This is a genomic window from Rhizobium sp. BR 317 (assembly GCF_047445835.1).
GTDB lineage: Bacteria > Pseudomonadota > Alphaproteobacteria > Rhizobiales > Rhizobiaceae > Rhizobium > Rhizobium paranaense.
The window spans coordinates 288,751-315,222 of the sequence record NZ_JARWLB010000005.1 but is presented as its reverse complement, the minus strand read 5'-3'; the positions used below and the strand labels follow the sequence as shown (position 1 = coordinate 315,222).

Genomic DNA, 26,472 nt, shown 5'->3' with positions numbered 1-26,472 from the left:
GCGGGCAAGCGCGATCCTATTCCAAACTGCTTTTTCCGCGTCCGGGATTGGTGCTTCAAAGCTCGAGTAGTTGACCGTCAAAGGAGGCAAAGGCGCCAGGGAAGCTTGCCCGTGCATCCCGCTGCATGTCGTCCAGCTCCTTGTCGGTGCGTGCCGGCGCGTGGTGGAAGAGTGCTAGGCGCTTCGCGCCCGCTTTCTCCGCCAGCTTGATGCCTTCCTCCCAGGTCGAATGTCCAAAGCCCAGATGTTTCGGCATTTCCGGCTCGGTATAGGTCGTGTCGTAGACGGCGAGATCGGCATCCTTCATCAGCGAAAGGGCTGCTTCGTCGAGCTGACCCGCCAGATGCTCGGTATCGTAGACCAGGGCAATGGTCCGGCCCGCCCATTCGATACGGTAGCCGATACAGCCGCCGGGATGGTTGAGCTTGGCGGTGTGGATGACGATGCCCGGATGCGGCTTCAGCGTATCGCCGGCGATGAAATCACGAAACTTCATCGTCGCACGACAAATGTCGGGCTCGACCGGAAACCAGGGCGGCCGCATGAACTGGCCGATCAATTGCCGCGTCGTCGTCTTGCCGGCAAGATGGCCCGACCAGATATCGACGCTGACCTTGGGGTCGTAGATCGGATTGAAGAACGGCAGACCGATGATGTGGTCGTAGTGTGAGTGAGTGAAAAAGACATCGACGTCGCGAACACCTTCTTTCGCAAGCGACAATGCCGCTTCTCGCGCGCCGGTGCCCGCGTCGAAAATCATGTGTCTGCCGTCGTGCCGTATTTCAATGCAGGATGTATTCCCGCCGTAACGCTCGAATTCCGGTCCAGATACGGGGATACTTCCCCGCACCCCCCAGAATTTAAGCTCGAAACTATCGTTTTTCATAGAAGTTTTGACACCATTCCCCTTTCGGTCAACGTAAGCACACTTTTCCTATCGTGCGAAGCCAGCAATTTTCGCAAAAGTCATGCTTCCGTGAAAACCCAATCCCGCCGTTTCATCAACGCAAATGCTTCGGCCAATGTTCAACAATGGATCGCACAGGACTAATATAGGTATGAGACGCCAAAAAAAGATAAAGCCCCGAACACAAGTGATAGATCTCGAATCGGCGCTGCGGATCTGCCGGATGCGTTCGGGGCTGCCTTGAGAAGATCGACAGGACCTTACAGGGTTGCCGCTGATCTTGCTGCCTGTTCATAATAACCCGACAGAGCTCTCAAATGTGATGCAATGTCGGAAAGATCGTCCTGAGAGAGGCCGGAAACCTTGGTGGCTTCGACAAGCAGCCGCTCGCGGATTTCGGAATAGCGCGTCAGCGCTCCCAGGCCCTTGTCGGTCACCTCGATCATCTTTTCCTTGCCGGTCTTACCGGTCTTGACGAGACCGGCAGCCTCCAGCTTCTTCACGGCATAGTTGGCGACATGGGTGTCTTCTATATCGAGCACGAGGCAAAGATCGGACAGCGTCTTCGGCCGGCCGCGGTGCCGCACCGAATGGATGATCAGGATCTCGATCGGGGAGAGGCTGGGCACACCGGCAGCCGCCATGCAGCGCACCGTCCAGCGATTGAACGCATGCGAAAAGAGGATCAATCCATACTCCAGTTCGGAGAGGGCCGGAGAACTGCCAACCGCCAGATGAGCGGATGACACGATCAATTCGCGGGACGATTTCCGTTCCTTCGGCTTGCCCAAAGAACCCTCACATATCCGGATTGAAGAAGCAGACTAGTCGACAAAGACAATTCTTCAACAAGTTATCGCTAAAATTTCATTATGAGTAGCCGGCTTCTGCGGCGGAGATCACCGCGCTCAAGGCGACCACTGATCCCTTTTCTACGCCTCCGGCTTGCCGTAACCGCCCCCCGTCGGGGTGACGACGGTAAAGGCCTCGCCGGCGTCCAGCACCGTATGGGCGGCGCCGATCAGTTCCTCGATCGTGCCGTCGTTACGCCGGACATAGTTGCGGCCGGTCTGGCCGGGTTCGCCGCCCTTGACGCCGAAGGGTGCCACGCGGCGATGGCCGGAGAGGATCGCAAATTCCAGCGTCTCGCGGGCGCGGATGGTGCGCTGCGTGCCGTTGCCGGCGTTCCATTGGCCGCGTCCGCCGGAATTCGGGCGAATATGGAAATCCTCCAGCACCACGGGAAAGCGGGTCTCGAGAATTTCCGGGTCGGTCAGGCGGGAGTTCGTCATGTGCGTATGCACCGCATCGGCGCCATTGAAGCCCGGACCGGCCGGAGCGCCGGAGCAGATCGTCTCGTAATATTGATAGGCATCATTGCCGAAGGTGAGGTTGTTCATCGTCCCTTGGGCGGCGGCCAGCGTGCCGACGGCCCCGAACAGGCAATTGGTGACGGCCTGGCTGACCTMGACATTGCCGGCGACGACGGCAGCCGGATATTTCGGCGTCAGCATCGTCCCGTCCGGGATGATGATCCGGACTGGCCTCAGGCAGCCGGCGTTCATCGGGATATCGGCTTCGACCAAAACGCGGAAGACGTAGAGCACGGCGGCACGGGTGACCGGCTGCGGCGCATTGAAATTGTCGGCGCGTTGCTCCGAGGTGCCGGTGAAATCCACCGTCGCCTCACGCTTATCCCTGTCGATCGAAATCCTGACGACGATCTTGCAGCCCTGATCCATCTCATAGCTGAACTCGCCCTCCGGCAGGCGATCGAGAACGCGGCGCACGCTTTCGGCCGCATTGTCCTGGACGTGACCCATATAGGCATCGACCACATCTTCACCGAAGTGGACGATCATCTTCTTCAGTTCGGCGACACCCTTCTCGTTGGCGGCGACCTGCGCCTTCAGGTCGTTGACGTTCTGCGCCAGCGTGCGCACCGGATAGCGCGCGCCGGTCAAGAGCTTTGCCAGCTCGTCTTCGCAGAAACGGCCGCGATCGAGCAGCTTGAAATTATCGATATAGACGCCTTCCTCCTCGATATGCGTGGCAAGCGGCGACATGGAGCCGGGCGAGATGCCGCCGATATCGGCATGATGGCCGCGGCTGGCGACCCAGAAACGAATGTCCTTGCCGGCATCGTCAAAGACGGGCGTGCAGACGGTCAGGTCCGGCAGATGTGTCCCGCCATTGTAGGGCGCATTGATCAGGAAGACGTCGCCGGGATGAATGACCGGGTTTTCGCGGATGGCAGTCGCGACCGAGGCGTCCATCGAGCCGAGATGCACCGGCATATGCGGTGCATTAGCAACGAGATTGCCTTCGGCATCGAAGACGGCGCAGGAGAAGTCCAGCCGCTCCTTGATATTGACGGAATAGGCTGTGTTCTGCAGCGTCACGCCCATCTGTTCCGCGATGGACATGAAGAGATTGTTGAAGATTTCCAGCATGACCGGATCGGCTTTGGTGCCGATGGCAGTGCGGGCCGGCAGAGCCTTGATGCGGGTCAGAATGATGTGATCCTTCGCCGTCAACTTCGCCTGCCAGCCATCCTCGATGACGATGGTCTGGTTCGGCTCGATGATGATGGCCGGTCCGGTCATCGTCTGACCGGGCAAGATCGCCTCGCGCAGCACGACGGCTGCGTCATGGCTTTCGCCTTGAGAATGGAAGGACGTGCGGCGGGCCGCATCAGCTTCGCCTTGACCTGCCTCTGTCCGCTCGGCGTCAATTTCGGCCGCCGCACCGCCGATCGTCTCGACTTCGACCGCCTCGACCACCAGCGGCTTATCCTCCGCGACAAAACCGAAGCGGCGCTTGTGCAGCACTTCGAATTCGCTGCGCAGTCGCGCGTAATTGTCGATCTCGGGGAAGGTGACCTCGACAGCCAGCATCGTATCCGTGCCGGCATAGCGGACGTGAGCGCGCTCGATAGTGCGGATATCGTCTGCAGCGACGCCCTGCGCCTGCAATTCCGGTACGCATTCGCCCTGCAATTCCCTGCCCAATGCGGCAATGGCTGCCGGCGCGGCATCGTCGAGTGGTACGCCAAGCGCCTTCTGCCGCGTAGCCCTGATATCGGCGAGGCCCATGCCATAGGCCGAGAGCAGGCCGGACATCGGATGCAGCAGAATGCTTTTCATGCCAAGCGCGTCGGCAACCAGGCAAGCATGCTGTCCGCCGGCGCCACCGAAGCAGTTGAGCGCATAGCGGGTCACGTCATAGCCGCGCTGCACCGAAATCTTCTTGATCGCCTCGACCATATTGGCAACGGCAATGCGGATGAAACCGTCAGCCACTTCTTCCGGGCTGCGACCATCGCCGATCTCGGCGGCCAGCGCGGCGAACTTGCTGCGCACGGTTTCGACATCGAGCGGCTGGTCCTGGTTCGGCCCGAAGATCGCCGGGAAGAATTCCGACAGCAGTTTGCCGGTCATGACATTGGCATCGGTCACCGCCAAGGGTCCGCCATTGCGATAACAGGCTGGGCCAGGAAAAGCGCCGGCGGAGTCCGGGCCGACGCGGAAACGGTCGCCATCGAAATGCAGGATCGAGCCGCCACCGGCCGCCACCGTATGGATCAACATCATCGGCGCACGGACGCGGACACCGGCGACTTCCGTCTCGAAAGCCCGCTCATATTCGCCGTCGAAATGCGCCACATCCGTCGACGTGCCGCCCATATCGAAGCCGATGACATTGGCGAACCCCGCCTGCTCGCCGGTCTTGGCGAGGCCGACCACGCCGCCGGCCGGACCGGAAAGGATAGCATCCTTGCCTTGGAACATGTCGGCGGCGGTCAGCCCGCCGGACGACATCATGAACATGACGCGCGCGCCTGTGCGAGCAATATCAAGCTCTTCGGAGACTTGGTTGATATAACGTCCGAGCACCGGCGAGAGATAGGCATCGACTACGGTCGTGTCGCCGCGGCCGACCAGCTTGATCAGCGGCGAGACCTCATGGCTGACCGAGACCTGCTCGAAACCGAGCCGTCTTGCGATCTTGGCAACGGTTGCCTCATGCGCCGGGAATTTATAGGCATGCATGAAGACGATCGCGATCGCGCGATAGCCTTTGGCGCGCAGATCCCGCAATGCCGCTTCCGCCGCCCGCTCGTCCGGGGCCAACTCCACCGTGCCGTCGGCAAGCACGCGCTCCCCGATTTCAACCACATCATCGTAGAGCGCTTCGGGCTTGATGATTTCGGTCGCGAAAATCTTCTTGCGCTCCTGATAGCCAATGCGCAGCGCGTCGCGGAATCCTCTGGTCGTGATCAGGGCTAGGCGCTCGCCCTTGCGCTCCAGAAGCGCATTGGTGGCGACCGTCGTGCCCATGCGCACCTCGCCGATCAAGCCCGCCGGGATCGGCTCGCCATTCGTCAGGCCGAGATGCAGGCGGATGCCGCAAACTGCGGCGTCGCGATAGGCCTCGGGATTTTCCGAAAGAACCTTGCGGGCGTGCAATTCTCCCGAGGGATCGCGTCCGACAATGTCGGTGAAAGTGCCACCACGATCGATCCAGAAATCCCAATGACCCGCTGCGCTGCCCGACAAGACCGCCTCCACTGAAACCGCGTGATGTTCGCTTATAAAATATCGATAAATCGTCGATGTTTTGTCGTCAACAATGAATCCGGCTCAAGGCAGGTTTAACGACCGCGGAAAGGCTCCCAAATCCGGGTTCGCGGCAATGTCGGACGCTTTGTTCAGTGCAGGCCGCCGACACCAAGTAGGCGTTCAACGGCACCATGATCCTGGGAAAGGGCATGGGGCGTCCCTTGCCAGGCCAGCCGTCCACGCTCGAGGATGATGACCTGATCGGCGAAATCCAGTGCGCTCTGAATGCGCTGTTCGACCAGCAGGATGGTCATGTCGCCGGTCTTGGCGAGATTGGCGAAAGCGGCCATTAGCTCTTCGCAGATAACCGGCGCCAACCCTTCCAGCGGCTCGTCGAGGAGGAGCACGGAGGGACGGCCAAGGATGGTCCGCGCCGTCGACAACATCTGTTGCTCTCCGCCGGAAAGCTGGCTGCCGAAATTTCTGCGACGCTCCTTCAGCCGCGGAAACATGTCGTAGGCTTCCTGCAAGGCTGCCCTCGGACGACCTTTCAAACCCACGGACAGGTTTTCCTCGACCGTCAGCGTTGGGAAAACATCCCGCGTCTGCGGCACGTAGCCGAGACCGTGATGCGCCCGTTTGGCACTCGGCAGGCCGGTCACGTCGGTGCTGCCCAGGCGAATGCGGCCGTCATAGCGCCGTGTCTGACCGGCAAGCGTTGCAAGCAGTGTMGTCTTGCCCATGCCATTGCGACCGAGCACGGCAAGCCGCGCGCCAGCGGGAACGGAAAAGGAGACACCTTCCAGCACCCGAGTCGGCCCATAGCCGGCACAGACATTTTCCACCTCAAGCGGCGTGGCCGGCATTGGCATAACTCCCGAGATAAGCTTCACGCACCCGCGCATCCCTGGTGACGTCGGCAGGCKAACCGTCGAAAATGATGGTGCCGGCGGCCAGGACCACGACGCGCTTGGCGAAGCGGAAAACCAGATCCATGTCATGCTCGATCATCAGAACGGCGAGATCGGCGGGCAGATCGGCGAGCGCCTGTTCGATGCGACCAGTATCGCTCTGCGGCACACCGGCGGCAGGTTCATCGAGCAGCAGCACCTTCGGCTTCAGCGCCATAGCGACAGCGATCTCCAAAAGCCGCTGCTGGCCATAAGCAATCTCGCTGACCTTGCGATGCATCAGATCGGCCAGCCCCAATGTGTCGAGCAGATTGCTGGTCTCGGCCATGACGTCGCGCATGGCGAGGAAATTGCCGAACATGCGACCGGAGCGGCCGGAACGCTGCAGAATAGCGAGGCCGACATGCTCAGCCGGCGTCATGTCTTGGAAAAGCCGCGTCACCTGAAACGAGCGCACTAGCCCGCGCCGGACACGGCCGATGGCATCGATCTTGGTCACCGTCTCGCCGCCGAGGCGGACTGCCCCGGAATCCGGACGCAGATTGCCGCTGACCAGATTGACGAAAGTGGTCTTCCCAGCGCCGTTCGGCCCGATCAACGCCACCCGATCGCCGGGCGCCATCGACAGGCTGACATCGTTGGTCACCGCCAGTCCTCCGAAGGCTTTCTTCAGATGATCTACTTCGAAAATCGCGCTCATGAACGGGCCTCCCGCCTGCGGGCGAAATAGGCGGCGGCCGTGCCGTAGATGCCTTTCGGCGCGAACAAGACGACCAAGATTAGCAGCAGGCCGACGATGGTCAGCCAATGGAAGGGATTGGCCGCCGAGACATAGTCTTCGAACAGCATGAAGATCACGGTGCCGGCGAGCGCGCCAAACAGTGAGCCGGTGCCGCCGAGCACGAGCATGACCAGCGCTTCGGCCGACTGCGTGAAGGAAAGGCTGTCGAGGCCGACCACCTGGGTGGAGATCGCGTTCAGCGCACCACCGACGCCGGCGACAGCTCCGGAGATGACATACATCTTGATGAGCGCTGCCTTCGGCGAGGCGCCCATGGCGCGGATGCGCAGAGGGTCTTCCTTAATGCCGCGGCAAAGCATGCCGAAGGGCGACCGCACAAGAAAGCGCAGCAACAGCAGTACGATCAGCAGAAGTGCTACTGCATAGATATACGCCGTATGCCCATAGAGATCGAACTCGAATAGGCCGAACAGCGGATCGGTGGAGATGCCGGAAAGTCCGTCGCTGCCGCCAGTCCAACTAGACGCCTTGTTGGCGAATTCATGGAAGAGGTAGATCAGGGCGATCGACAGCACGAGCTGCGGCAAGCCCTGTGCTCTAAGGATGACGATGCCGCAGATCAACCCCGCGACCGCTCCACCAATGATGCCGGCTACCGTCATGATCAGGGGATCATTGATGCCATAATGCGCCGAAACAATACCGGCAGCGTAGGCGCCGGCCCCGAAGAGAGCCGCATGACCGAGCGTCGCCACGCCGCAATAGCCGGTCACAAGATCGAGCGACAAAACGAGTAGGGCGATGGCGAGCAACCGTGTGAGAAGGGCGAGATTGTCGGGGAACAGCAGATAGCCGGCAGCAGCCAGCACAAGGATAACCGCTATGGCGATGGCGTCGCGACCGAGTGCCCGGCGTTTGCTGGCGGCGGCCACGGCCGTGCTGTCTATGATCAGTGCCATATCACTTAGCCCTTCCGGCAAGGCCGCGCGGGAAGACGCAGACAATGGCGATGACGGCGAGATAGAAGAAGAATTCGCCATATTCCGGCATCAGATAGCGGCCGGTCGTATCGATACAGCCGAGGACGAGGCAGGCAAGCAACGCCCCGGATATGGAGCCGGCCCCGCCGACCGAAACGACCACGAGGAAGGTCACCATGTAACGCAGGGCATAATAGGGTTCGACCGGCAGGAGCTCGGCGCCGACCACACCGCCGAAAGCGGCAAGCCCGACGGCAACGGCAAAGCTGACGGCATAAACGATCTCCGTGCGCACCCCGAGGGCAGCCGCCATCGAGGCATTGTCAACGGAGGCGCGGAGCTTCACGCCGAACGAGGTCTTCTCGATCGTGTACCACAATGCCAGCGCGACGATGAGCCCGCAGATGATCGCGAAGAGGCGATGCGTGCCGATGGTGCGGAAGCCGAGATTGACGGAGCCCTGCAGCTCGTTTGGCAGGGGAATGGTCTTCAAGGTCGGACCGAAGACATAATTAGCGATACCGATGATGCAGAAAGTGATGCCGATGGTCATAAGCACCTGCGTCAATTCCGGCGCTCCATAGATGCGGCGGTAAAGCAGCCGCTCGATCGGGATGGAGATGATCACCGTGCCTACCACGGCCAGCAGCACCGCAGCCGCATAGCCCATGCCAAGATCGCGCGCCGCATAGGAGGCGATGTAGCCGCCGATCATGGCGAAGGCGCCATGCGCTAGATTGACGACGCGCATCAGCCCCATGGTGATGGAGAGGCCGATGGAAATCACGAACAGCACCATGCCGTAGGCGAGGGCATCCACTGCTATGCTAAGCACGGTTTGCATGATGCTGGTCCGATTACCTTTTCTGGTCCTACCTTAATCCTCCTCCATGGGAGCGGGCGCAAGCCACCCACTCCTTGAGCAACGGGAAGAATAGGATGGAGGCCGACCTTATTTCGCCGCGGCAAGGCCCGGATCGCCCTGCTTTTCGAAGGTCTGGATTTCCTTGTTGATATATGTGCCGTCAGCCGTCTTGGCGACCTCGCGCAGATAGATGTTCTGCGTGATATGGCGGCTCTCCGGGTCGATGGTGACCGGGCCGCGCGGGCTGACCCAGGAAAGGCCCTTCACCGCATCGACGGCCTTCAGCGCATCCTGTTTGCCACCGGTCGCCTCGATCATCTTGTAGATGACATACATGCCATCGAAGGCGCCGACGGCCGGGAAGGTGAGTTCTGCCGGATTGCCGATCGCCTTGCCGGCGGCAGCGACGAAGGCCTTGTTTTCCGGGGAGTCGTGCGAGATCGAATAATGGAAGGTGGTCTGCATGCCGAGCGCTGCATCGCCGAGCGCCGGCAGGTCCGATTCCTGCGTCAGGTCGCCGGGGGAAAACAGCTTGATGCCAGCGCTCTTCAGGCCGTTTTCGTTGTAGGCCTTGACGAAACCAAGCGTGGTCGGGCCGGAGGGCAGGAAGGCAAACACGCCCTGTGCGCCGGAATCCTTGATGCGCTGCATGATCGGGCTGAAATCATTGGTCGACAGCGGCATGCGGACCGTCTCGACGACCTGGCCGCCCGCCTTTTCGAAACCTGCCTTGAAAGCATTTTCGGCATCGATGCCCGGCCCGTAATCGCTGACGACGGAGATGACCTTGCTGACGCCACTGTCATGCGCGACCTTGGCAATCGGCGTGGAGGTCTGCCAGGTAGTGAACGAGGTGCGCACCACCAGCGGGCTCTTGGTGACGATCGCCGATGTGGCGGCATTGAAGATCACCATCGGCACATTCGCCTGCTTCAGGATCGGCGTCACGGCCATGGCGTCCGGGGTGAAATAAAAGCCGGCTAGATACTGCACATGCTCCTTGACGACCAATTCCTGCGCCGAGGATTTTGATTGTGCCGGATCAGCCTGCGGCACGTCGCGATAGATCACCTCGATCTCGTTATCGCCGACCTTATTGCCATGCATCGCCATATAGGCATCGATACCGGCCTTGAAATTCTTGCCCTGCAGGGCGAAAGGGCCAGAAAACGGGCCGATAACGCCGATCTTGATCGTATCGGCATAAGCCGCACCTCCCATGGCGATAGCCGCGACCGCAGCCAAAACGAGCCGTCTCATATTTTCTCCTCCCGCAGCCAATCTACTCCCGGACCGGCTTGCTTTGATAAACTTTGTGACCACCAATTTGGCATGCGAAATGGTAATGTAAAATGAAATAAAAGCTCATATTCATAATTTGGAAGTTATGTTTAGTGCCTAGCTTTCAGCCTAATACTACAGTTGCGTTTTATCTCTTAATTTGTAGTGAGCGAGCATTGCAGACGCTTGATGCATGCGTCGCCAGAGTGACCATGCGAGAATGAAGCGAGCTCTGATCGGTGGCGGCATGAGGAGACGTGTCATCAGATAGCGGATCTCTGCGACGCTGGGCAGCAGTGCGATGGTGTTGGTCAGGCGGCGATTGGCGGGTTTGGACTCCTTTCGTTCGGTTTGCCAGCAGCAATACGGCGTAGATCGGCGCCGAGCTTGGCGAGGAATGCTGCAGCTGCCATGACAAGCGTCATGTGTCGATTCCAGGCATGCCAGGAGCGCGCCTCGCAATGATCTAGGCCAAGGTCGTCCTTGGTGCGCTGGAAGCATTCTTCTACTGTCCAGCGTAGTCCGGCAGCACCAGCTAATTCGCTCAGTTCGGTGCCGGCGGGTGCAAAGACAAAATAATAGGCCTGTGCGTCAGGATCGCGCCGGCTGCGACGGATCAGAAGCCAGCGCTCCCATTGTGCATCCGCGCGAGAGCTCAGAGGAATACGAGCCCAATCGTAGAGCCGGAGGCCCTTGGCGCCTTCTCCAGCTGCGTGACTTGACCAGGCCTCCGGCTTTAATTCCGCAGCCATCGTTTCCGGATCGGTTTGCTCGAAGTGTTGTTCACGGACAAAGCGCAGACAATGATTAGAGCGAACTGCGAGAACATAGGGCTGGCCGCGGCTTTCCAGCATACGGCGCAGCTTGGAGTCCGAACCATAAAGCGCATCGGCCAATACCCAGGCACAAGGCACGCCAGCATCAAGCGCATCGGCAATGAGCTTGGCTGCAATAGCTGGCTTGGTCGCGAAGGCATGCTTCTGCGGGATGTGGGCAGATGCACGGCGCGCTTCGTCTTCAGCCCACTCCTTGGGCAGATAAAGCTGCCGATCAATCAGGGTTTGACCGTAGCGGCTTGCGTAGGCAAGGAAAACGCCGACCTGACAGTTCTCGATGCGGCCGGCCGTGCCGGAATACTGTCGCGCGACACCAACCGAATGCGTGCCTTTCTTCAGGAACCCAGTCTCATCGACCACAAGAACGCCGTCCGCATCACCAAGGGACTCTGTTGCATAAGCGCGAACCATGTCGCGCAACGTATCGGCATCCCACTGGCTGCGCCCCAACAGCGATTGCATCCGATAAGGGCGCTCCAGTCCCGCCTGCTCAGCCATGAGCCAGCCAGTCTTGCGCTCCACTCCCGACAGCAAACCATCCAGAAAGGAACTCGCCGACGCGCGCAGTTCACGCCGACCAAAAACCGGCCCCAACCGCTCCTTCAAGGCATCCAGTTCTTGCTGCCAAGCCAGCGATGATCCAGACCAACCCCCAACCGACATTGAATTCCCTCCTGTCAAATACAAGAAGTGAATCACGATTTCGATATAAACGCAACTGTAGTACTAAGAAGCCCCTCCCAACCGCTTCACTTTGCCGATCAGTTCTCGTGCCAATCGCAGCGACGCCGCCGTTGCCATTGCCATCGGCGGCAACAGGAACCATTCGAGCGTCCAGGCGGCGCCTGAGCGTTCTTGCTCGTGGACCAGCGATTGATGGATGCCGGAAAGCTGGACGGCGTTGAAACGGGCGAGCGATACGAGTGCCTCGGCCGCGACCGGGTTCTGTTTGTGCGGCATGGCCGAGGAGCCGCCGCCGCCGGCGAGTTCGATTTCGTTACCGGCCTGCGCGAGAAGGGCAATGTCCTGGCCGATCTTGCCGAGGCTGCCGGAGATCAGGGAGAACAGGTTGGCGAGTTCGGCAATCTTGGCCCGCTGGCTCTGCCATTGCGCTTCGTCCGCGAGGTCGAGTTCCTGCGCCAGCGATGCACGAACAGCCGCAGCTTTCGATCCCAATTTTTCCAGCGTGCCGACCGCGCCGCCGAACTGGATTGGAAAAGTCTCCTGTGTCAGCCGATCGCGGTACTTGTCCAGCGGATCGCGCCAGGTGCGCAGCCGGTCAGACACGGTGATCGGGATGGCCGCCTGCATACGGGTATGGCCCATCAGGCGGTTCGAGCCGCACTTCTTTTCGAGTTTTCCCAGCGCTGATGTAACAGCGAAGAGGCGGCCGGTGAAAAGGAAGGCGACCGCCTTCAGGCGGATCATCAGGCTGGTATCGATGACATCCTGGCTGGTGGCGCCGAAATGCAGATGCTGTGCTGCCTCGCCGCCAACCGCTTTGCGCAATTGCTTCACGAGGTCCGGAACGACGACGCCATCCATTGCCGTTGCGGACTTCAGGCTGGCGACATCGGGCTGGAAATGCGCGAAAACCTCAACAATCCGCTGCGCCGCTTCTTGCGGAACGATACCGTGTCGCGCCTCCGCCTTCGCCAGCGCCGCCTCGAATGTCAGCATCGCACGGATATCTGCTTCCGCTGAAAAATATGCTGAGACCTCCTCGTCGCCGAGGAGGCCGGAGAGAAACGGGTGATCGAAGGCGGAAATGCTCATGGGCTATATATCGAGGAAAACGGTTTCCTTGTCGCCCTGCAAATGCACATCGAACGTATAGACCGATCCTTCTTGGCTCGCGATCAGGGTGGCGACGCGATCGCGATGTTCGATGCGGGCAAGCAAGGGATCCTCCGCATTCGCTCCAGCCTCGTCCGGAAAATACACGCGTGTGTGCAATCCGATATTGATGCCGCGCGCCACGATCCAGAGCGTGATATGCGGCGCCATCTTGCGGCCGTCTTTGTAGGGAACGCGGCCGGGCTTCACCGTCTCAAAGCGGAAGACGCCATCTTCGGCGCTGGTCGGGCAGCGACCCCAGCCGGCAAAATTCGGATCGGCCGTACCGCGCATCTCGGAAGGGCTGCTATAAAGCCCGGCGCTGTCTGCCTGCCAGATCTCAACGACGGCATCCTTCACCGGCGTACCGGCACCGTCGATGACGCAACCCTTGACGGTGATACGCTCGCCGAGCGTCTTGTCGTTGACCATGGATGCGCCGAGATCGGTATCATACACGCCGCCGATCTCGCAATAGTTCGGGGTGAGGCCGATATGGACATAAGGACCGGCCGTCTGCGACGGCGTTTCCTTGAGGTAGCCGATTTCCTGCACCATCAATTGCCCTCCAGCCGGTTTTCGAACAGCGTCGAGCGGCGGCCGCGCAGCACAATATCGAATTTATAAGCGCGGGCGTCCATCGGGATCGTATTACCCCAGTCGAGCGGCGCGATGAGCTGCTCAATCGCCGCTTTGTCCGGGATCGTGCCGACGATCGGACATTTCCAGATCATCGGATCGCCCTCGAAATACATCTGCGTGATCAGCCGCTGCGCAAAGCCGTGGCCGAAGACCGAGAAATGAATATGCGCCGGCCGCCAGTCGTTGACGCCGTTCGGCCAGGGATAGGCGCCTGGCCGCACCGTGCGGAAGGCATAATGACCGTCCTCATCGGTGATGGCACGGCCGCAGCCGCCGAAATTCGGATCGATGGCGGCAAGATAGGTTTCTTTCTTGTGGCGATAACGCCCACCGGCATTGGCCTGCCAAAATTCGAGCAGGACGCCCGGAACCGGCCGGCCCCGCTCATCCAGCACACGGCCATGCACGATAATGCGCTCGCCGATCGCGCTTTCGCCCGGCTTGGCGAAGTTATGGATCAGATCGTTGTCCAGTTCGCCGAGAATGGAATGTCCAAATACGGGCCCGGTGATTTCGGAGATCGTTCCGTCCAGCGACAGGAGCGCGCGTTGCGGCGAGCGAAGAACCGAGGTCTTGTAGCCGGGCGCGAAGGCCGGTGGATGCCAGGCACGATCGCGGGCGAAAAAGGCGCCGGTTTCCGGTTTGCTGTTGGTTTTGTCGGACATATTTGCCTCGTTTCACGCCGCCTTTTCGGCGTCCATCTGGTCGAAAACCTGCTTGGCGATCTTGATCGCGTGATTGGCAGCCGGCACGCCGGCATAGATTGCCACATGCAACAGCGCCTCGCAGACATCGTCGCGCGTCGCGCCGGTATTGCTCGTGGCGCGAACATGCATCGCCACCTCATCATCCTGGCCAAGCGCCGCCAAAAGCGCGATCGTCACGATCGAGCGCTCGCGCTTGCTGAGTGTCGGGCGTGACCAGACATGCCCCCAGGCCGCTTCCGTGATCAGGTCCTGGAACGGCCGGTCGAAATCCGTCGATCCCGACTGGACGCGGTCGACATGGTCGTCGCCAAGAACGGCGCGGCGCGTCGCCATGCCCTGGAGATAGCGCTCGGACGGGGCGAGGGGATCATTCATGGGCCTTTTTCTCCATGCAAGGCGAAATCGATGAAAGCGCGGATAATCGCGGTCAGTGCCTCGGGCTGCTCGACACAAGGGATGTGTCCGGCATCCTTGATCACTTCATAGCGCGCGTTCGGAATGAGCTTGGCGGTCGACAGCACCAGTTCCGGCGGGGTCGAGCCGTCCTGATCGCCGACGATGCAGATGGTCGGCACCGCGATCTTCTTCGCCGCCTCGGTGAAATCGGCGTCGCGAAGAGCGGCGCAAGTGGCAACATAGCCTTCCACCGGCTGGCGGATCAGCATGTTGCGATAGCCGCCGAAGGCAGTATTTTCAGGACGGCGAAAGGCCGGCGTGAACCAAAGCTCGAGAATGCCGTCGGCAATCGACTCGATACCTTCAGCCTCGACCTTGGCGATGCGGTTGCTCCAACTCTCGATGGTGCCGATCTTATGGGCCGTGTCGCAAAGGATMAGTGCCCGCACCAGATCCGGCCGCTGCCGATAAAGTGATTGCGCAACCAGTCCGCCGACCGAGAGCCCGCAGATAACGGCGTTCTTCACCGCAAGCAGGTCCAGCAGTCCGGCAAGATCGGAGGCATGATCCTCCATCGTGTAGKGCATCTGGCCGAGATCGGAGAGGCCATGGCCGCGTTTGTCGTAGAGCACGATGGCGAAATCGCCGGCCAGCCGCACGATCACATCACGCCAGATCCGGAAATCAGTGCCGAGCGAATTGATAAAGACAAGCACCGGCTTGTCGCCGGCAGCGCCGATGATCTGATAGTGGATCGTAACGTTGTTGATACGGGCGAACTGCACTGGAAATCTCCTCGACAACGAGATTGGATGTTTAATCTGGTTAGGTAAAATGATATTTCATGGCTTTTCAATAACTCCAGGGTTATGAAAACCATGATCGACTTCCGCGTCAAATTCCGCCATCTCCAGACCTTTGTCGAGGTCGCGCGCCAGAAAAGCGTGATCAAGGCGGCCGAACTCCTGCATGTCAGCCAGCCTGCGGTGACCAAGACTATCCGCGAGCTGGAAGAGGCGCTGGGCGTCGCTGTTTTCGAACGCGACGGGCGCGGCATCAAGATCACACGCTACGGTGAGGTCTTCCTGCGCCATGCCGGGGCGGCGCTTACGGCGCTCAGGCAGGGTTTCGACTCTATTTCGCAGGAGCGGTCTGGCGAAGCACCGCCGATCAGGATCGGTGCCTTGCCAACCGTTTCGACGCGGATCATGCCGAGGGCAATGGAATTGTTCCTGAAGGAGCAAACCTGGAGCCGCATCAAGATCGTCACCGGCGAAAACGCGGTGTTGCTGGAGCAACTGCGCGTCGGCGATCTCGATCTCGTCGTCGGCCGCCTGGCCGGTCCCGACAAGATGGCTGGCTTTTCCTTCGAGCATCTTTATTCTGAGCAGGTGGTCTTCGTGGTGCGGGCAGGGCATCCGCTGCTTGCGGCGAAACAATCATTGTTTTCTAATCTCAGCAAGTACACGATCCTGATGCCGACACGCGGCTCGATCATTCGGCCCTTTGTCGAGAGCTTCCTGATCGCCAATGGCGTCTCCAGCCTGCCAAACCAGATCGAGACCGTATCGGATTCCTTCGGCCGCGCCTTCGTGCGATCGAGCGACGCCGTCTGGATCATCTCGACCGGCGTCGTCGCCGGCGATGTCGAGGATGGTTTGCTCAGCCTGCTGCCGATCGACGCCAGCGAAACGAAAGGCCCCGTAGGGCTCACCATGCGCACCGACGCCATTCCCACCATGCCGCTGTCGATCCTGATGCAGACGATCCGGGAGGCGGCAATCGAAGTCGCCAAGAAGAGCTGAGCTGCCTAATACGGCAGACCCACATAGTTTTCCGCGAGAGCGGTCGAGGCGGCGCGGGAATGGGTGAGATAATCCAGCTCCGCCTCCTGGATCTTCTGGTCGAAATCGCTGGTGTCGGGGAAACGATGCATCATCGTCGTCATCCACCAGGAGAAGCGCACGGCCTTCCAGACACGAGCAATGGCGTGGGCGGAATAGGCGTCGAGGCCAGCGTTGGAGCGATCCTGATAATGTTCGGCAAGGCCCGAGAAGAGGTAGTGCACATCGCTTGCGGCAAGGTTGAGCCCCTTGGCCCCAGTCGGTGGTACGATATGCGCAGCGTCGCCGACGAGGAACATGCGGCCGAAGCGCATGGGCTCGGCGACGAAGGAGCGCAGCGGTGCGATCGATTTCTCGAATGAAGGCCCGGTGATCAGCGCTTCGGCATGGTGCGCCGGCAGGCGGCGGCGCAGCTCGTCCCAGAAGCGAGCGTCGCTCCAGTTTTCGATCTTCTCGTCCAGCGGGCATTGTATGTAATAGCGGCTGCGCGTCATCGACCGCATCGAACAGAGCGCAAAACCACGCGGATGGTTGGCATAGATCAGTTCGTGATTGACCGGCGGAACGTCGGCGAGCAGCCCGAGCCAGCCAAAGGGATAGATTTTCTCAAAGCTGCGCATCGATTTTTCCGGAACCGCCTTGCGGCTCGCACCATGAAAACCGTCGCAGCCGGCGACAAAATCGCAATCAATATGGTGGCTTACGCCATCTTTCTCGTAGGTGACATAGGGTGTGCTTCCGTCGAAATTACGGGGCTGAACATTGGCCGCATCGTAGATCGTCAAGGCGCCGCTCTGTTCGCGGTGAGCCATCAAATCGCGGGTGAGTTCCGTTTGGCCGTATACCATGACGCGCTTGCCGCCGGTGAGGCCATGGAGATCGATGCGATGATCACGGCCGTCGAAGGCCAGCGAGAAGCCGTCATGCGGCAGGCCTTCGGCATGCAGACGCGTGCCGGATTTCGCCTTATCCATCAGCCCCACCGTGCCTTCCTCCAGAACGCCGGCCCGGACGCGTCCGAGGATATGGTCCTTGCCGACGCGATCGAGGATGACATTGTCGATGCCGGCTTCCGTCAATAATTGGCCAAGGAGCAGGCCGGATGGGCCCGAACCGATGATGGCCACCTGAGTGCGCATGATCTCCTCCCGCGCTTCGTCTTTTTTCCAATTCTGCGCGGTGGAGCGAATGCCAACAATGGACATTTCACCCAAGAAATTGCACAAATCGAACATGGTGAAGGGGAGAGCCGTGTCGAAATCGGTGCCGACCTATGAACTCTACGGCGAAAATGCTGGCAAAAAACCGGATTTCTGGCTGCATTGCGAAACAATCCCGTCGCGCAGCAGCTTGCACCATTGGGAAATCCGACCGCATCGCCATGAGCGCTTCTTTCAGATCCTGTACATAGATGCCGGGTCCGGAGATGCGATTTTTGATGGCGAAAGCCACGCCATCGTGCCCCCGGCTGTCATCACCATCCCGCCGCGTCTCAATCACGGCTTCCGTTTCTCCAGGGACATTGATGGCTTCGTCATCACCGTGCTGATCTCGCATCTCAAGGCAGCGCCCGGTGACCGTAGCCGGTTTGGCGAATGGCTKGGGGCGCCGCATCTGACGCCACTCGATATGGGCAATGGCGACGCCGCTCATGTCGCCGGAACTTTGAAGCGCCTTGGAGAGGAATTCGCCAATCGCCGCAGCGGCCGCAATGACCTGCTCGAAGCCTATCTGACCTCGGCGCTGCTGCTGACCGCTCGTCTTTCCCAGCAGGGAGGCGAAGGACAGGGTGCGTCCGATGAAGGTGAGCGGCGGATGGAGATGCTCTACGGCCTCATTCAGCGCCATTTCCGTTCGCATGAGACTGCCGCCTTTTATGCCGAAGCGCTTGGTATCTCAACGACACATCTGAACCGCATCGTACGCGCCAAAACCGGCCATGGCGCCCATGAGCTCATCGCCCGCAAGCTGGTCGACGAGGCCAAGCGCGAACTGGTCTTTACCCTGGGCAGCGTGCAGGAGATCAGCTATCGCCTGGGCTTTACCGATCCCACTTACTTCTCACGTTTCTTTGTCAAGCAAACCGGCCAGGCACCGCGCGCATGGCGAATTGAGGAACGAGAGAGGCTCGGAATGTGAGCAAGGCAATCGCCTATGCCAATGGACGGAAAATAAGGAACCAACCATCCGCCCTCGTGGTTCGAGGGCGCTTGCGCGCCACCTCACCATGAGGGCTACCTCCTCACTCCGACATCAAAACGCAGTAAGCCATATCGAAGACGAGGCTCGCTCCATCCTCATCCAGAGGTGGGAGCGACTGAGCTTGTCGAAGGAGCGACCCTCGAACCACGAGGATGGCCCCGAGGGACGTGAAGGCTAACGCAGAACCAGTCGCAACATCTTCTGCGTTTCCCGCAGCAGCGGCAGATAACGTTCCGCCATATCGGCCGCGGCTACGTAAGCGGCTGGTGCGCCGATATTGATGGCAGCGACCACCTGCCCACGATCGTTCTCCACTGGAACGGCGATGGAGCAGAGGCCGATTTCCAGCTCTTGGTCGATGACGGCATAACCCTGCGCCCGTACCTGGCGAAACTCAGCCATCAACATTTCGGTATCCGTCTTGGTGTTCGCTGTATTGGCCTTGATCTCCGAGCGGGCGAGCACGGCGCGCGCCTCGCTTTCTGGCAAGCCGCTCAGCAGGACCCGCCCCATGGAGGCGCAATAGGCGGGCAGGCGGCTGCCGGGAGTGAGATTGATCGACATCACCCGGCGTTGTGACGCACGGGCGATATAGACGATTTCGGTGCCGTCCAGCACCGAAGCCGATGCATTGTGACCGGCCCGCTCCGAGAGCTGATCGAGATAGGGCTGGATGATCGTCGGAAGCGGCGTGGCCGACAGATAGGCGTGGCCGAGCCGCAAGATCTTCGGCGTCAGCGTGAAGAACTTTCCGTCGTATTCGGCATAGCCGAGTTCAGCGAGCGTCAGTAGCGAGCGGCGGACCGTGGCACGGTCCAGCCCCGTTAGCTTTGACGCTTCGGCAATCGACAGTCTTTGACGGGTCTCGCCGAAAGCTTCGATTGTGTTCAATCCTTTGGCAAAGCTGCTTACAAAATCGGTTTCACGCATAGTCATCCCTCACGCGGAAACATTTTGTGCGATATATGAACAAAAGTCAAATACCGCACAAAATGATTGCCGCCCAACCCATGCTGATCTATTCAAAAGAAGAGGGCGGGGCGCCCCAATCCGCCCGCAAGGGCAAACGGGAGAATCCCTATGGACAAGACAATTGCGAGCACGACGGCTGCCGTCTCGGATATTGGCGATGGCGCGACCGTAATGATCGGCGGTTTCGGTGGCTCCGGCGCGCCGATCGAACTCATTCATGCGCTGATCGATAAAGGCCCGAAGAACCTGATCGTCATCAACAACAATGCCGGCAACGGGCGTATCGGCATCGCGGCGATGATCGATGCCGGCATGGTCAGGAAGATGATCTGCTCCTTCCCGCGCTCATCCGATCCACGCGCTTTCACGGACCGCTATCTGGCCGGCGAAATCGAGCTGGAACTGGTGCCTCAGGGGACTCTCGCCGAACGCATCCGTGCCGGCGGTGCGGGCATTCCGGCTTTCTACACTCCAACCGCCTACGGTACCGAACTTGCGAGCGGCAAGGTCATCGCGGAATTCGACGGCCGACACTATGTTCAGGAACGCTGGCTCAAGGCGGATTTCGCTATCGTCAAAGCGCATGTCGGCGATGTGCAGGGCAATCTCATCTACAACAAGGCCGGTCGCAACTTTAATCCGCTGATGTGCATGGCCGCGACCAAAACGATCGCGCAGGTCTCGAAAATCGTCGCCGCCGGCGAGCTCGATCCGGAGCACATCATTACCCCCGGCATCTTCATCAACGGCGTCGTGGAAGTCGCCGATCCGCAACAAGAAGAAGACCTCATTCGAGCCGGAATGGTATACGTATGACCATCGACACACGCGAAGACATCAAACTCTCCAACGCCCAGATCGCCTGGCGCGCGGCTCAGGATATCCAGGATGGCGCCTATGTGAATCTTGGCATCGGCTTTCCGGAAATGGTCGCCCGCTACCAGCCTCCAGGCCGTCAGGCGATCTTCCACACCGAAAATGGCATCCTGAACTTCGGCGAGCCGCCCGCGGAGGGCGAGGAAGATTGGGATCTGATCAATGCCGGCAAGAAGGCCGTGACGCTAAAGCCCGGCGCCTCCTTCTTCCATCACGCCGATAGTTTCGCCATGGTGCGCGGCGGCCATCTGGATGTCGCAATCCTCGGCGCCTACCAAGTGGCGCAGAATGGCGACCTCGCCAACTGGCGCGTCGGCTCCAAGGGCGTGCCTGCCGTTGGCGGGGCCATGGATCTGGTGCACGGCGCCAAGCAAGTTTTCGTCATCACCGAACATGTCACCAAGGACGGCAAGCCGAAACTGGTGGAGGCCTGCACCTTCCCACTAACCGGCGTCGGCTGCATCACCCGGGTCTATACGAGCCATGCGGTTATCGACATTGCCAAGGAAGGTTTCGTCGTTCGCGAAAAGCTCGCTGCCATGACGATGAACGAGTTGCAGGCGATGACCGGCGCTCCGCTCCATACCGACCGCCCCGTTGCCGACCTCGTCGTGCCGACGCTCTAAAAGCACGTTGCGATCTTTCGGATTCGCTCGATATGCTTTAAGCTTATAATAATTTCGCATGTCGTTATCGCAAATCGCCGCATATTTTTGCCCGACGTGCAGCAGGGAGAAGACCCATGACCGAAGCCTTTATCTGTGACTATATCCGCACGCCGATCGGCCGTTTCGGTGGTTCGCTTTCTTCTGTTCGTGCCGACGATCTCGGCGCCGTGCCGCTGAAGGCGTTGATCGCGCGCAATGGTTCCATCGATTGGGAAGCCGTCGACGATGTAATCTACGGCTGCGCCAACCAGGCGGGCGAGGATAACAGAAACGTCGCCCGAATGGTGACGCTGCTTGCGGGGTTGCCGGTTTCCGTCCCGGGTACGACGATCAATCGCCTGTGCGGCTCGGGCATGGACGCCGTCATCACGGCGGCCCGTGCCATTCGCGCCGGCGAGGCAGAGCTGATGATCGCCGGCGGCGTCGAAAGCATGTCGCGCGCGCCCTTCGTCATTCCCAAGGCCGACAGCGCCTTTTCCCGTAATGCCGAAATCTATGACACCACCATCGGCTGGCGCTTCATCAATCCCCTCATGAAAAAGCAATACGGCGTTGATTCCATGCCGGAAACCGGGGAGAATGTCGCCGAAGACTACACGGTCAGCCGCGAAGACCAGGACGCTTTCGCGGTCCGCTCGCAAGCCAAGGCTGCGGCAGCGCAGGAAAATGGCCGTCTCGCCAAGGAGATCACCGCTGTCACCATTCCTCAGCGTAAGGGCGATGCGATCGTCGTCGGCAAGGACGAACATCCGCGCGCAACGACGATGGAAGCGCTGGCAAAGCTCGGCACGCCCTTCAAAAAGGAGGGCGGTACCGTGACCGCCGGTAATGCCTCCGGCGTCAATGATGGCGCCGCAGCGCTGATCATCGCCTCGGAAGCGGCAGCGAAGAAATACAGTCTGGCGCCGATCGCCCGCATCCTCGGCGGGGCCGCCGCCGGCGTGCCGCCGCGCATCATGGGCATCGGCCCGGTCCCGGCATCCCGCAAGCTCATGGCCCACCTCGGCCTGAAACAAGAGCAGTTCGATGTCATCGAACTCAACGAAGCCTTCGCCTCGCAGGGTCTTGCCGTACTGCGCGAACTCGGCATTGCCGATGACGACGTCCGGGTCAATCGCAATGGCGGCGCCATCTCGCTCGGCCATCCGCTCGGCATGTCCGGCGCTCGCATCACCGGCACGGCGGCGCTGGAACTGAAGGAGACCGGCGGACGTTACTCGCTCTCGACCATGTGCATCGGTGTCGGCCAAGGCATCGCGATCGCGCTCGAACGGGTCTGAGGCATCACGGGAATTTGACGGCGGGCGGCGGGGAGTTTTCCCGGCCGCCCGCTTTTTGTTTGCGCCGAATGCATTGCCTGGCCGCGGTTTCGAATGATATTACCAATACCAACTATCTTTCTCCCTGACCTTTTTTTGACATTCTGGAGGAGTCGTCATGGCAGAACTCGCGCAACTACTTGCGTCCATCCGCATTCCCGATCTCGCTGGCAAACGGGTACTAATAACCGGCGCGTCCACGGGCATCGGTGCGGCCCTTGCCAGGGCTTTTGCGCAGCAAGGGATGAAAGTCGGCATCCATTTCAACGCMAGCCGTGAGCCGGCCGAAAAGTTGGCGGCGGAGATCACCGCCGGCGGTGGCCATGTGCATCTGGTCCAAGGTGATGTTTCGCAGGATGGCGAGACCGAACGCGTCGTCAATGAGACAGCGGAAGCGTTCGGTGGCCTCGACGGTCTGGTGAACAATGCCGGCGGCATGCTCGGTCGCCTGCCGACCTCGGCGATGACTGACGAACATTATGAGCGCGTGATGAACCTCAACGCCCGCTCGGTCCTCGCCGCCACGCGCGCCGCGCATCCCTATCTCAAAAAGCAGGGCGGCTTCATCATCAACACCACCTCGATCGCCGCCCGCAATGGCGGCGGCAACGGCGCGATCCTCTACGCGGCATCCAAGGGCTTCGTCTCGACCATCACCCATGGTCATGCCAAGGAATTCGTCGCCGACAAGATCCGCGTCAATGCCGTGGCGCCAGGCGTCATCGCCACGCCTTTCCATGAGCGCTATACCAACGACGAGCAGATGGAACTGCAGCGCAAGACCATCCCGATGGGCTTTGTCGGCACATCGGAAGATTGCGTCGGCGCCTACCTCTTCCTGGCTTCTCCGACCCTCTCCGGCTACATCACCGGGCAGGTCATCGAGGTCAACGGCGGCCAGCTCATGCCGTGAGGCGAGGGCCAGCGATCGACTTTTTGTGCCGGGCAATGGTAACCTTTACCCGGCACAGTCATTTTAGGGCGATGTGCACATCCATGATGGAGCGTACGCGGCATGGCAAAGACGCCCACTCAGAACCTTGCGAAGACCTCCGTGCAACTGACACATCCGGAGCGGATCTATTGGCCGGATGACGGCGTCAGCAAACAGGATCTTGTCGATTACTATGCGCTTGCCTGGTCGCGTATGGCGCCCTTCGTGGTCGATCGGCCCTTGGCATTGCTGCGTTGCCCGGATGGTATAAAGGGTCCGCGTTTCTTCCAGAAACATGCTTGGAAAGGCATCAATCCGCATATTGAAGAGATAGTCGATCCAGAAAACGAGGGCGGTGAAAAGCTGCTGCGGATCAAGGATTTCGACGGCCTTGTTGCACTTGTCCAATCCGCCTCGCTCGAAATCCACCCCTGGGGCACGACGACGGCACATTGGGAGAAGCCGGACATGATCATCATGGATCTCGATCCCGGCGAAGATGTCGCCTGGAGCGCGGTCATCGCGGCGGCGAAGGAAATAAAGGAACGGCTCCAGGCTTTGGGCCTCGCCTCCTTCGTCAAGACCTCCGGCGGCAAGGGGTTGCATGTCGTCGCCCCTCTCAAGCCGAAGGCGACATGGCCGGATGTCAAAGTCGCGGCGGAGGCAATCGCGGAGGGCATGAGTGCCGACAATCCGGAAAAATACCTCTCCGTTGCAGCGAAGGCGAAACGGACCGGCCACATCTTCATCGACTACCTGCGCAATGGCCGTGGCAACACGGCAGTCGCACCCTATTCGACGCGCGCAAGGCCGGGAGCGGCGGTGTCGATGCCGCTCGCATGGGACGACTTGACGGATCGCACCGGCCCGTCTTCATTTAAGGTGAAAAATGCGGCCTCGCGGCTCGACGAACGCTCCGCCGACCCGTGGGCCGATTTCTTCGAGGCGGCTGAACCGCTGAAGAGCTAGCCATATGCAACGAACGGTACCAGCGCCGGCGTTTTGGTTTTGTAGTCGGCATAGGCTTGGCCGAATGTCTCGCCCATCCAGCGCTCCTCGATACTGACACGGCGCAAAACGGCATACAGCATGAACGCGATCGCCAGCATCGCGGCGATATTGCCGCGGGCGAGTGCCGAGCCGATGATGGCAAGCAGCAGTCCGGAATAGATTGGATGACGAACGATGGCGTAGGGGCCGGTGCGGATCAGCGCATGATCTTCCTTGACGGTGATCACGCCACTCCAATTACGGCCGATGTGATAACGCGCCCAGACGGCGAAGGTGAGGCCGATGATGGTCAGCACCGCGCCAATGCCATAATAGGCCAGATTTTGCGGGACGAGCCGGAACGACAGGGGGCCGAGCCAGGACGGCCGCACCGCCAGCAAAAATGCGCCGATCCAGATTGGTGCCGTATTCGACATCCGCGACAACGGGTCCTCGCTCCGCGTCGTCTTCTTGACGCGGAACGATGCGATCAACCAAATCAGTGCCCAAATGCCCCAGCAGACCGGCAGGAACAGGGCCAGCAATGTTGCTTCGCTCATGCCGCATTCTTATCCAACTCGGGATAGTTCCGGAAGATACCATCTTCGTTGAAGGGAATGCGGCGTTCGGATTTGAGATAGCGGGCGATGTTCGGTCGTTCCGCGACAGCATCATGCAGGGCGGCCAGATGCGGATATTGGGTGGTCAAATGCGCCGTCGCACGGGGAAAGGCGTAGCGAAGCCCCTCGAACACCTGAAACAATGACAGATCGACATAGGTGAGCCGATCGCCGAATATATGGGCCGGTCCTTTCGGGTTTTGCCGCAGGACGCGTTCGAAATAACCCAGGAATTTCGGCATGCGGTTATCGATGAATTCGGCCGCACGAGCCTTGGCTTCCTCTTTCTGCTCCTCATAATATTTCGAGGTGGCGATGGGGTGGTGCGTATCGTGCACTTCGGCAACAAGATCGGTGATCGTGAGCTGTAGGCCGTTCACGACATGGCGCGCGCCCTGATCCTCCGGCGTCAGACCGAGCTTAGGCCCGAGATACATCAGAATGTTGGCGACATGGGAGATGAAGAGGTCGCCGTCCTTCAGGAAGGGCGGAGCCAGCGGGATATGCGCCTCGGACTTGCTCTTCATCACCGCCATCATCGCGTGAATGCCTTGGCCTTCGCTCGCCGGACCGCGGCAGACGTCGATATAGTCGGCCCCCGCTTCTTCGAGCGCCAAGCGCACAAACTCGCCACGGCCCTGGATGCCGTCCCAATAATAAAGCTCATAGGGCATTCAAGAATCCTTCCGTCCCGTTGCAGGTCTATTTCTGTTCGCGGCCAAAATCCTTGCACAACTCATCCTTGGCGGCTTCGAGCGTCTCTTTCTGCCGCTTGCTGAGATGGCTGCCGGCGCGATTGATATAGAAATTTAGCATCGACATGGCGGAACGGAAGGGGCTGGATTTGCGGCGATCGCTCGCCTCTGCGGAATGCTTGAGAGAGTCGGCTATGGCCTTGGGATCGCGCGATTTGAAGATGCCGTCTTTCAAATCCAAGGCGTCGCTGTTCTCAGTCACATCATGTGACCATTTCTTCTTTTGGGACCGGGCCATAGCAGGGCTCCCTTCCTCAAGAATATGATGTCAGTGATGAGCGCGGTGCTCGTTGCGCTTGCGCGTTGCCGCGGCCTTCTTTGCCGATGCGGAACGTTCGCTCGCAGGGCGGCTCGCCGATGCCTTGCCGCCAATGCGTCCGCCTTTTTCAGAGGATGCATGGCTTTCGCTGTGGCCTCGGCCGGAGCCGGATTTTTTACCGCCGCCGCTTTCCTTATTCACGGTGGCCCAGGCACGACGTTCGGCTTCTTCATCGGGAACGCCGCGGCTTTCATAGCTTTCCTCGATATGTTCAGCCTTGCGCTTCTGTTTGTCGGTGTACGCGGATTTGTCTCCTCGTGGCATGGTCTTTCTCCTTATTGCCTATGAGAAAGCCAACCCAGCGCCGC

Annotated in this window: 27 protein-coding genes; 7 read left to right on the top strand and 20 right to left on the bottom strand. The window is 60.1% G+C overall.

Annotation, left to right across the window (positions count from 1 at the left end):
• Window positions 1-55 precede the first annotated feature (55 nt).
• The 14 genes from QD357_RS10850 to pcaD all read right to left on the bottom strand — a co-directional run bounded on the left by QD357_RS10850 (window position 56) and on the right by pcaD (window position 15,450).
• Window positions 56-886, bottom strand: a complete 831-nt coding sequence (locus tag QD357_RS10850) for an MBL fold metallo-hydrolase (RefSeq protein ID WP_414124290.1) — start codon at window positions 884-886, stop codon at window positions 56-58.
• A gap of 281 nt (window positions 887-1,167) precedes the next feature.
• Window positions 1,168-1,698, bottom strand: coding sequence for a winged helix DNA-binding protein (locus tag QD357_RS10845; RefSeq protein ID WP_183938144.1), 531 nt, complete (start codon window positions 1,696-1,698; stop codon window positions 1,168-1,170).
• A gap of 141 nt (window positions 1,699-1,839) precedes the next feature.
• On the bottom strand, window positions 1,840-5,466 hold the full coding sequence (locus QD357_RS10840; protein WP_414124289.1) for a hydantoinase B/oxoprolinase family protein: 3,627 nt from the start codon (window positions 5,464-5,466) through the stop codon (window positions 1,840-1,842).
• Between the two features lie 152 nt (window positions 5,467-5,618).
• The gene (locus tag QD357_RS10835; RefSeq protein WP_183938142.1) at window positions 5,619-6,335 is read right to left on the bottom strand and encodes an ABC transporter ATP-binding protein; all 717 of its coding nucleotides are present in this window, start codon (window positions 6,333-6,335) and stop codon (window positions 5,619-5,621) included.
• Window positions 6,316-7,080, bottom strand: coding sequence for an ABC transporter ATP-binding protein (locus QD357_RS10830; RefSeq protein ID WP_414124288.1), 765 nt, complete (start codon window positions 7,078-7,080; stop codon window positions 6,316-6,318). Before QD357_RS10830 ends, QD357_RS10835 begins: the two co-directional genes overlap by 20 nt.
• A complete protein-coding gene (locus QD357_RS10825; protein WP_183938140.1) occupies window positions 7,077-8,081 on the bottom strand; it encodes a branched-chain amino acid ABC transporter permease in 1,005 nt (334 codons plus the stop codon). Before QD357_RS10825 ends, QD357_RS10830 begins: the two co-directional genes overlap by 4 nt.
• Before the next feature lies 1 nt (window position 8,082).
• On the bottom strand, window positions 8,083-8,946 hold the full coding sequence (locus QD357_RS10820; protein ID WP_183938139.1) for a branched-chain amino acid ABC transporter permease: 864 nt from the start codon (window positions 8,944-8,946) through the stop codon (window positions 8,083-8,085).
• 108 nt (window positions 8,947-9,054) lie between these two features.
• Entirely contained in the window at window positions 9,055-10,227 is a 1,173-nt protein-coding gene (locus tag QD357_RS10815) for an ABC transporter substrate-binding protein (protein ID WP_183938138.1), read from the bottom strand.
• A gap of 332 nt (window positions 10,228-10,559) precedes the next feature.
• Window positions 10,560-11,747 (bottom strand): IS701 family transposase, encoded by a 1,188-nt coding sequence (locus QD357_RS10810; protein ID WP_414124287.1) that lies wholly within the window; start codon window positions 11,745-11,747, stop codon window positions 10,560-10,562.
• A gap of 63 nt (window positions 11,748-11,810) precedes the next feature.
• Window positions 11,811-12,860, bottom strand: a complete 1,050-nt coding sequence (locus QD357_RS10805; RefSeq protein WP_414124286.1) for a 3-carboxy-cis,cis-muconate cycloisomerase — start codon at window positions 12,858-12,860, stop codon at window positions 11,811-11,813.
• Between the two features lie 3 nt (window positions 12,861-12,863).
• Window positions 12,864-13,475 (bottom strand): protocatechuate 3,4-dioxygenase subunit alpha, encoded by a 612-nt coding sequence (gene pcaG, locus QD357_RS10800; RefSeq protein ID WP_183938305.1) that lies wholly within the window; start codon window positions 13,473-13,475, stop codon window positions 12,864-12,866.
• A gap of 2 nt (window positions 13,476-13,477) precedes the next feature.
• Window positions 13,478-14,227, bottom strand: coding sequence for a protocatechuate 3,4-dioxygenase subunit beta (gene pcaH / locus QD357_RS10795; RefSeq protein ID WP_414124285.1), 750 nt, complete (start codon window positions 14,225-14,227; stop codon window positions 13,478-13,480).
• Between the two features lie 12 nt (window positions 14,228-14,239).
• Window positions 14,240-14,644 carry a 4-carboxymuconolactone decarboxylase gene (gene pcaC / locus QD357_RS10790; protein WP_183938135.1) on the bottom strand — a complete coding sequence of 135 codons (405 nt, stop codon included), beginning with the start codon at window positions 14,642-14,644 and terminating at the stop codon, window positions 14,240-14,242.
• The gene (gene pcaD / locus QD357_RS10785) at window positions 14,641-15,450 is read right to left on the bottom strand and encodes a 3-oxoadipate enol-lactonase (protein WP_414124284.1); all 810 of its coding nucleotides are present in this window, start codon (window positions 15,448-15,450) and stop codon (window positions 14,641-14,643) included. The genes pcaC and pcaD overlap by 4 nt, the downstream gene beginning before the upstream one ends.
• Before the next feature lie 93 nt (window positions 15,451-15,543).
• On the opposite strand from pcaD, the gene pcaQ reads away from it, so the two are divergent.
• On the top strand, window positions 15,544-16,470 hold the full coding sequence (pcaQ, locus tag QD357_RS10780; RefSeq protein ID WP_183938133.1) for a pca operon transcription factor PcaQ: 927 nt from the start codon (window positions 15,544-15,546) through the stop codon (window positions 16,468-16,470).
• 5 nt (window positions 16,471-16,475) lie between these two features.
• On the opposite strand, the gene pobA is transcribed toward pcaQ, so the two are convergent.
• Entirely contained in the window at window positions 16,476-17,648 is a 1,173-nt protein-coding gene (gene pobA / locus QD357_RS10775; protein WP_414124283.1) for a 4-hydroxybenzoate 3-monooxygenase, read from the bottom strand.
• Window positions 17,649-17,760: 112 nt separating this feature from the next.
• On the opposite strand from pobA, the gene QD357_RS10770 reads away from it, so the two are divergent.
• Window positions 17,761-18,648, top strand: a complete 888-nt coding sequence (locus QD357_RS10770) for a helix-turn-helix domain-containing protein (RefSeq protein WP_183938304.1) — start codon at window positions 17,761-17,763, stop codon at window positions 18,646-18,648.
• Window positions 18,649-18,885: 237 nt separating this feature from the next.
• Here the strand turns inward: QD357_RS10770 and QD357_RS10765 are convergent, their stop codons facing one another.
• Window positions 18,886-19,641 carry an IclR family transcriptional regulator C-terminal domain-containing protein gene (locus QD357_RS10765; protein WP_414124282.1) on the bottom strand — a complete coding sequence of 252 codons (756 nt, stop codon included), beginning with the start codon at window positions 19,639-19,641 and terminating at the stop codon, window positions 18,886-18,888.
• A gap of 150 nt (window positions 19,642-19,791) precedes the next feature.
• On the opposite strand from QD357_RS10765, the gene QD357_RS10760 reads away from it, so the two are divergent.
• From QD357_RS10760 to ligD, 5 genes are all read left to right on the top strand, one after another.
• Window positions 19,792-20,499 carry a 3-oxoacid CoA-transferase subunit A gene (locus tag QD357_RS10760; RefSeq protein WP_183938130.1) on the top strand — a complete coding sequence of 236 codons (708 nt, stop codon included), beginning with the start codon at window positions 19,792-19,794 and terminating at the stop codon, window positions 20,497-20,499.
• Entirely contained in the window at window positions 20,496-21,185 is a 690-nt protein-coding gene (locus QD357_RS10755) for a CoA transferase subunit B (RefSeq protein ID WP_183938129.1), read from the top strand. The genes QD357_RS10760 and QD357_RS10755 overlap by 4 nt, the downstream gene beginning before the upstream one ends.
• Before the next feature lie 116 nt (window positions 21,186-21,301).
• Window positions 21,302-22,507: a 3-oxoadipyl-CoA thiolase gene (gene pcaF / locus QD357_RS10750; RefSeq protein ID WP_414124281.1), complete on the top strand. Its 1,206-nt coding sequence runs from the start codon at window positions 21,302-21,304 to the stop codon at window positions 22,505-22,507.
• A gap of 157 nt (window positions 22,508-22,664) precedes the next feature.
• Window positions 22,665-23,459, top strand: a complete 795-nt coding sequence (locus QD357_RS10745) for an SDR family NAD(P)-dependent oxidoreductase (RefSeq protein WP_183938127.1) — start codon at window positions 22,665-22,667, stop codon at window positions 23,457-23,459.
• A 102-nt stretch (window positions 23,460-23,561) separates the two neighbouring features.
• Window positions 23,562-24,449: a non-homologous end-joining DNA ligase gene (ligD, locus tag QD357_RS10740; RefSeq protein ID WP_414124280.1), complete on the top strand. Its 888-nt coding sequence runs from the start codon at window positions 23,562-23,564 to the stop codon at window positions 24,447-24,449.
• Here ligD and QD357_RS10735 read toward each other — a convergent pair.
• The 4 genes from QD357_RS10735 to QD357_RS10720 are packed head-to-tail and all read right to left on the bottom strand — an operon-like array spanning window position 24,446 to window position 26,428.
• Window positions 24,446-25,030, bottom strand: a complete 585-nt coding sequence (locus QD357_RS10735; protein ID WP_183938125.1) for a methyltransferase family protein — start codon at window positions 25,028-25,030, stop codon at window positions 24,446-24,448. The genes ligD and QD357_RS10735 overlap by 4 nt on opposite strands.
• Window positions 25,027-25,764: a glutathione S-transferase gene (locus QD357_RS10730; RefSeq protein ID WP_414124279.1), complete on the bottom strand. Its 738-nt coding sequence runs from the start codon at window positions 25,762-25,764 to the stop codon at window positions 25,027-25,029. The genes QD357_RS10735 and QD357_RS10730 overlap by 4 nt, the downstream gene beginning before the upstream one ends.
• Before the next feature lie 28 nt (window positions 25,765-25,792).
• Window positions 25,793-26,083: a DUF3175 domain-containing protein gene (locus QD357_RS10725; RefSeq protein WP_414124277.1), complete on the bottom strand. Its 291-nt coding sequence runs from the start codon at window positions 26,081-26,083 to the stop codon at window positions 25,793-25,795.
• 30 nt (window positions 26,084-26,113) lie between these two features.
• The gene (locus QD357_RS10720) at window positions 26,114-26,428 is read right to left on the bottom strand and encodes a plasmid stabilization protein (protein WP_183938122.1); all 315 of its coding nucleotides are present in this window, start codon (window positions 26,426-26,428) and stop codon (window positions 26,114-26,116) included.
• Window positions 26,429-26,472: the final 44 nt, after the last annotated feature.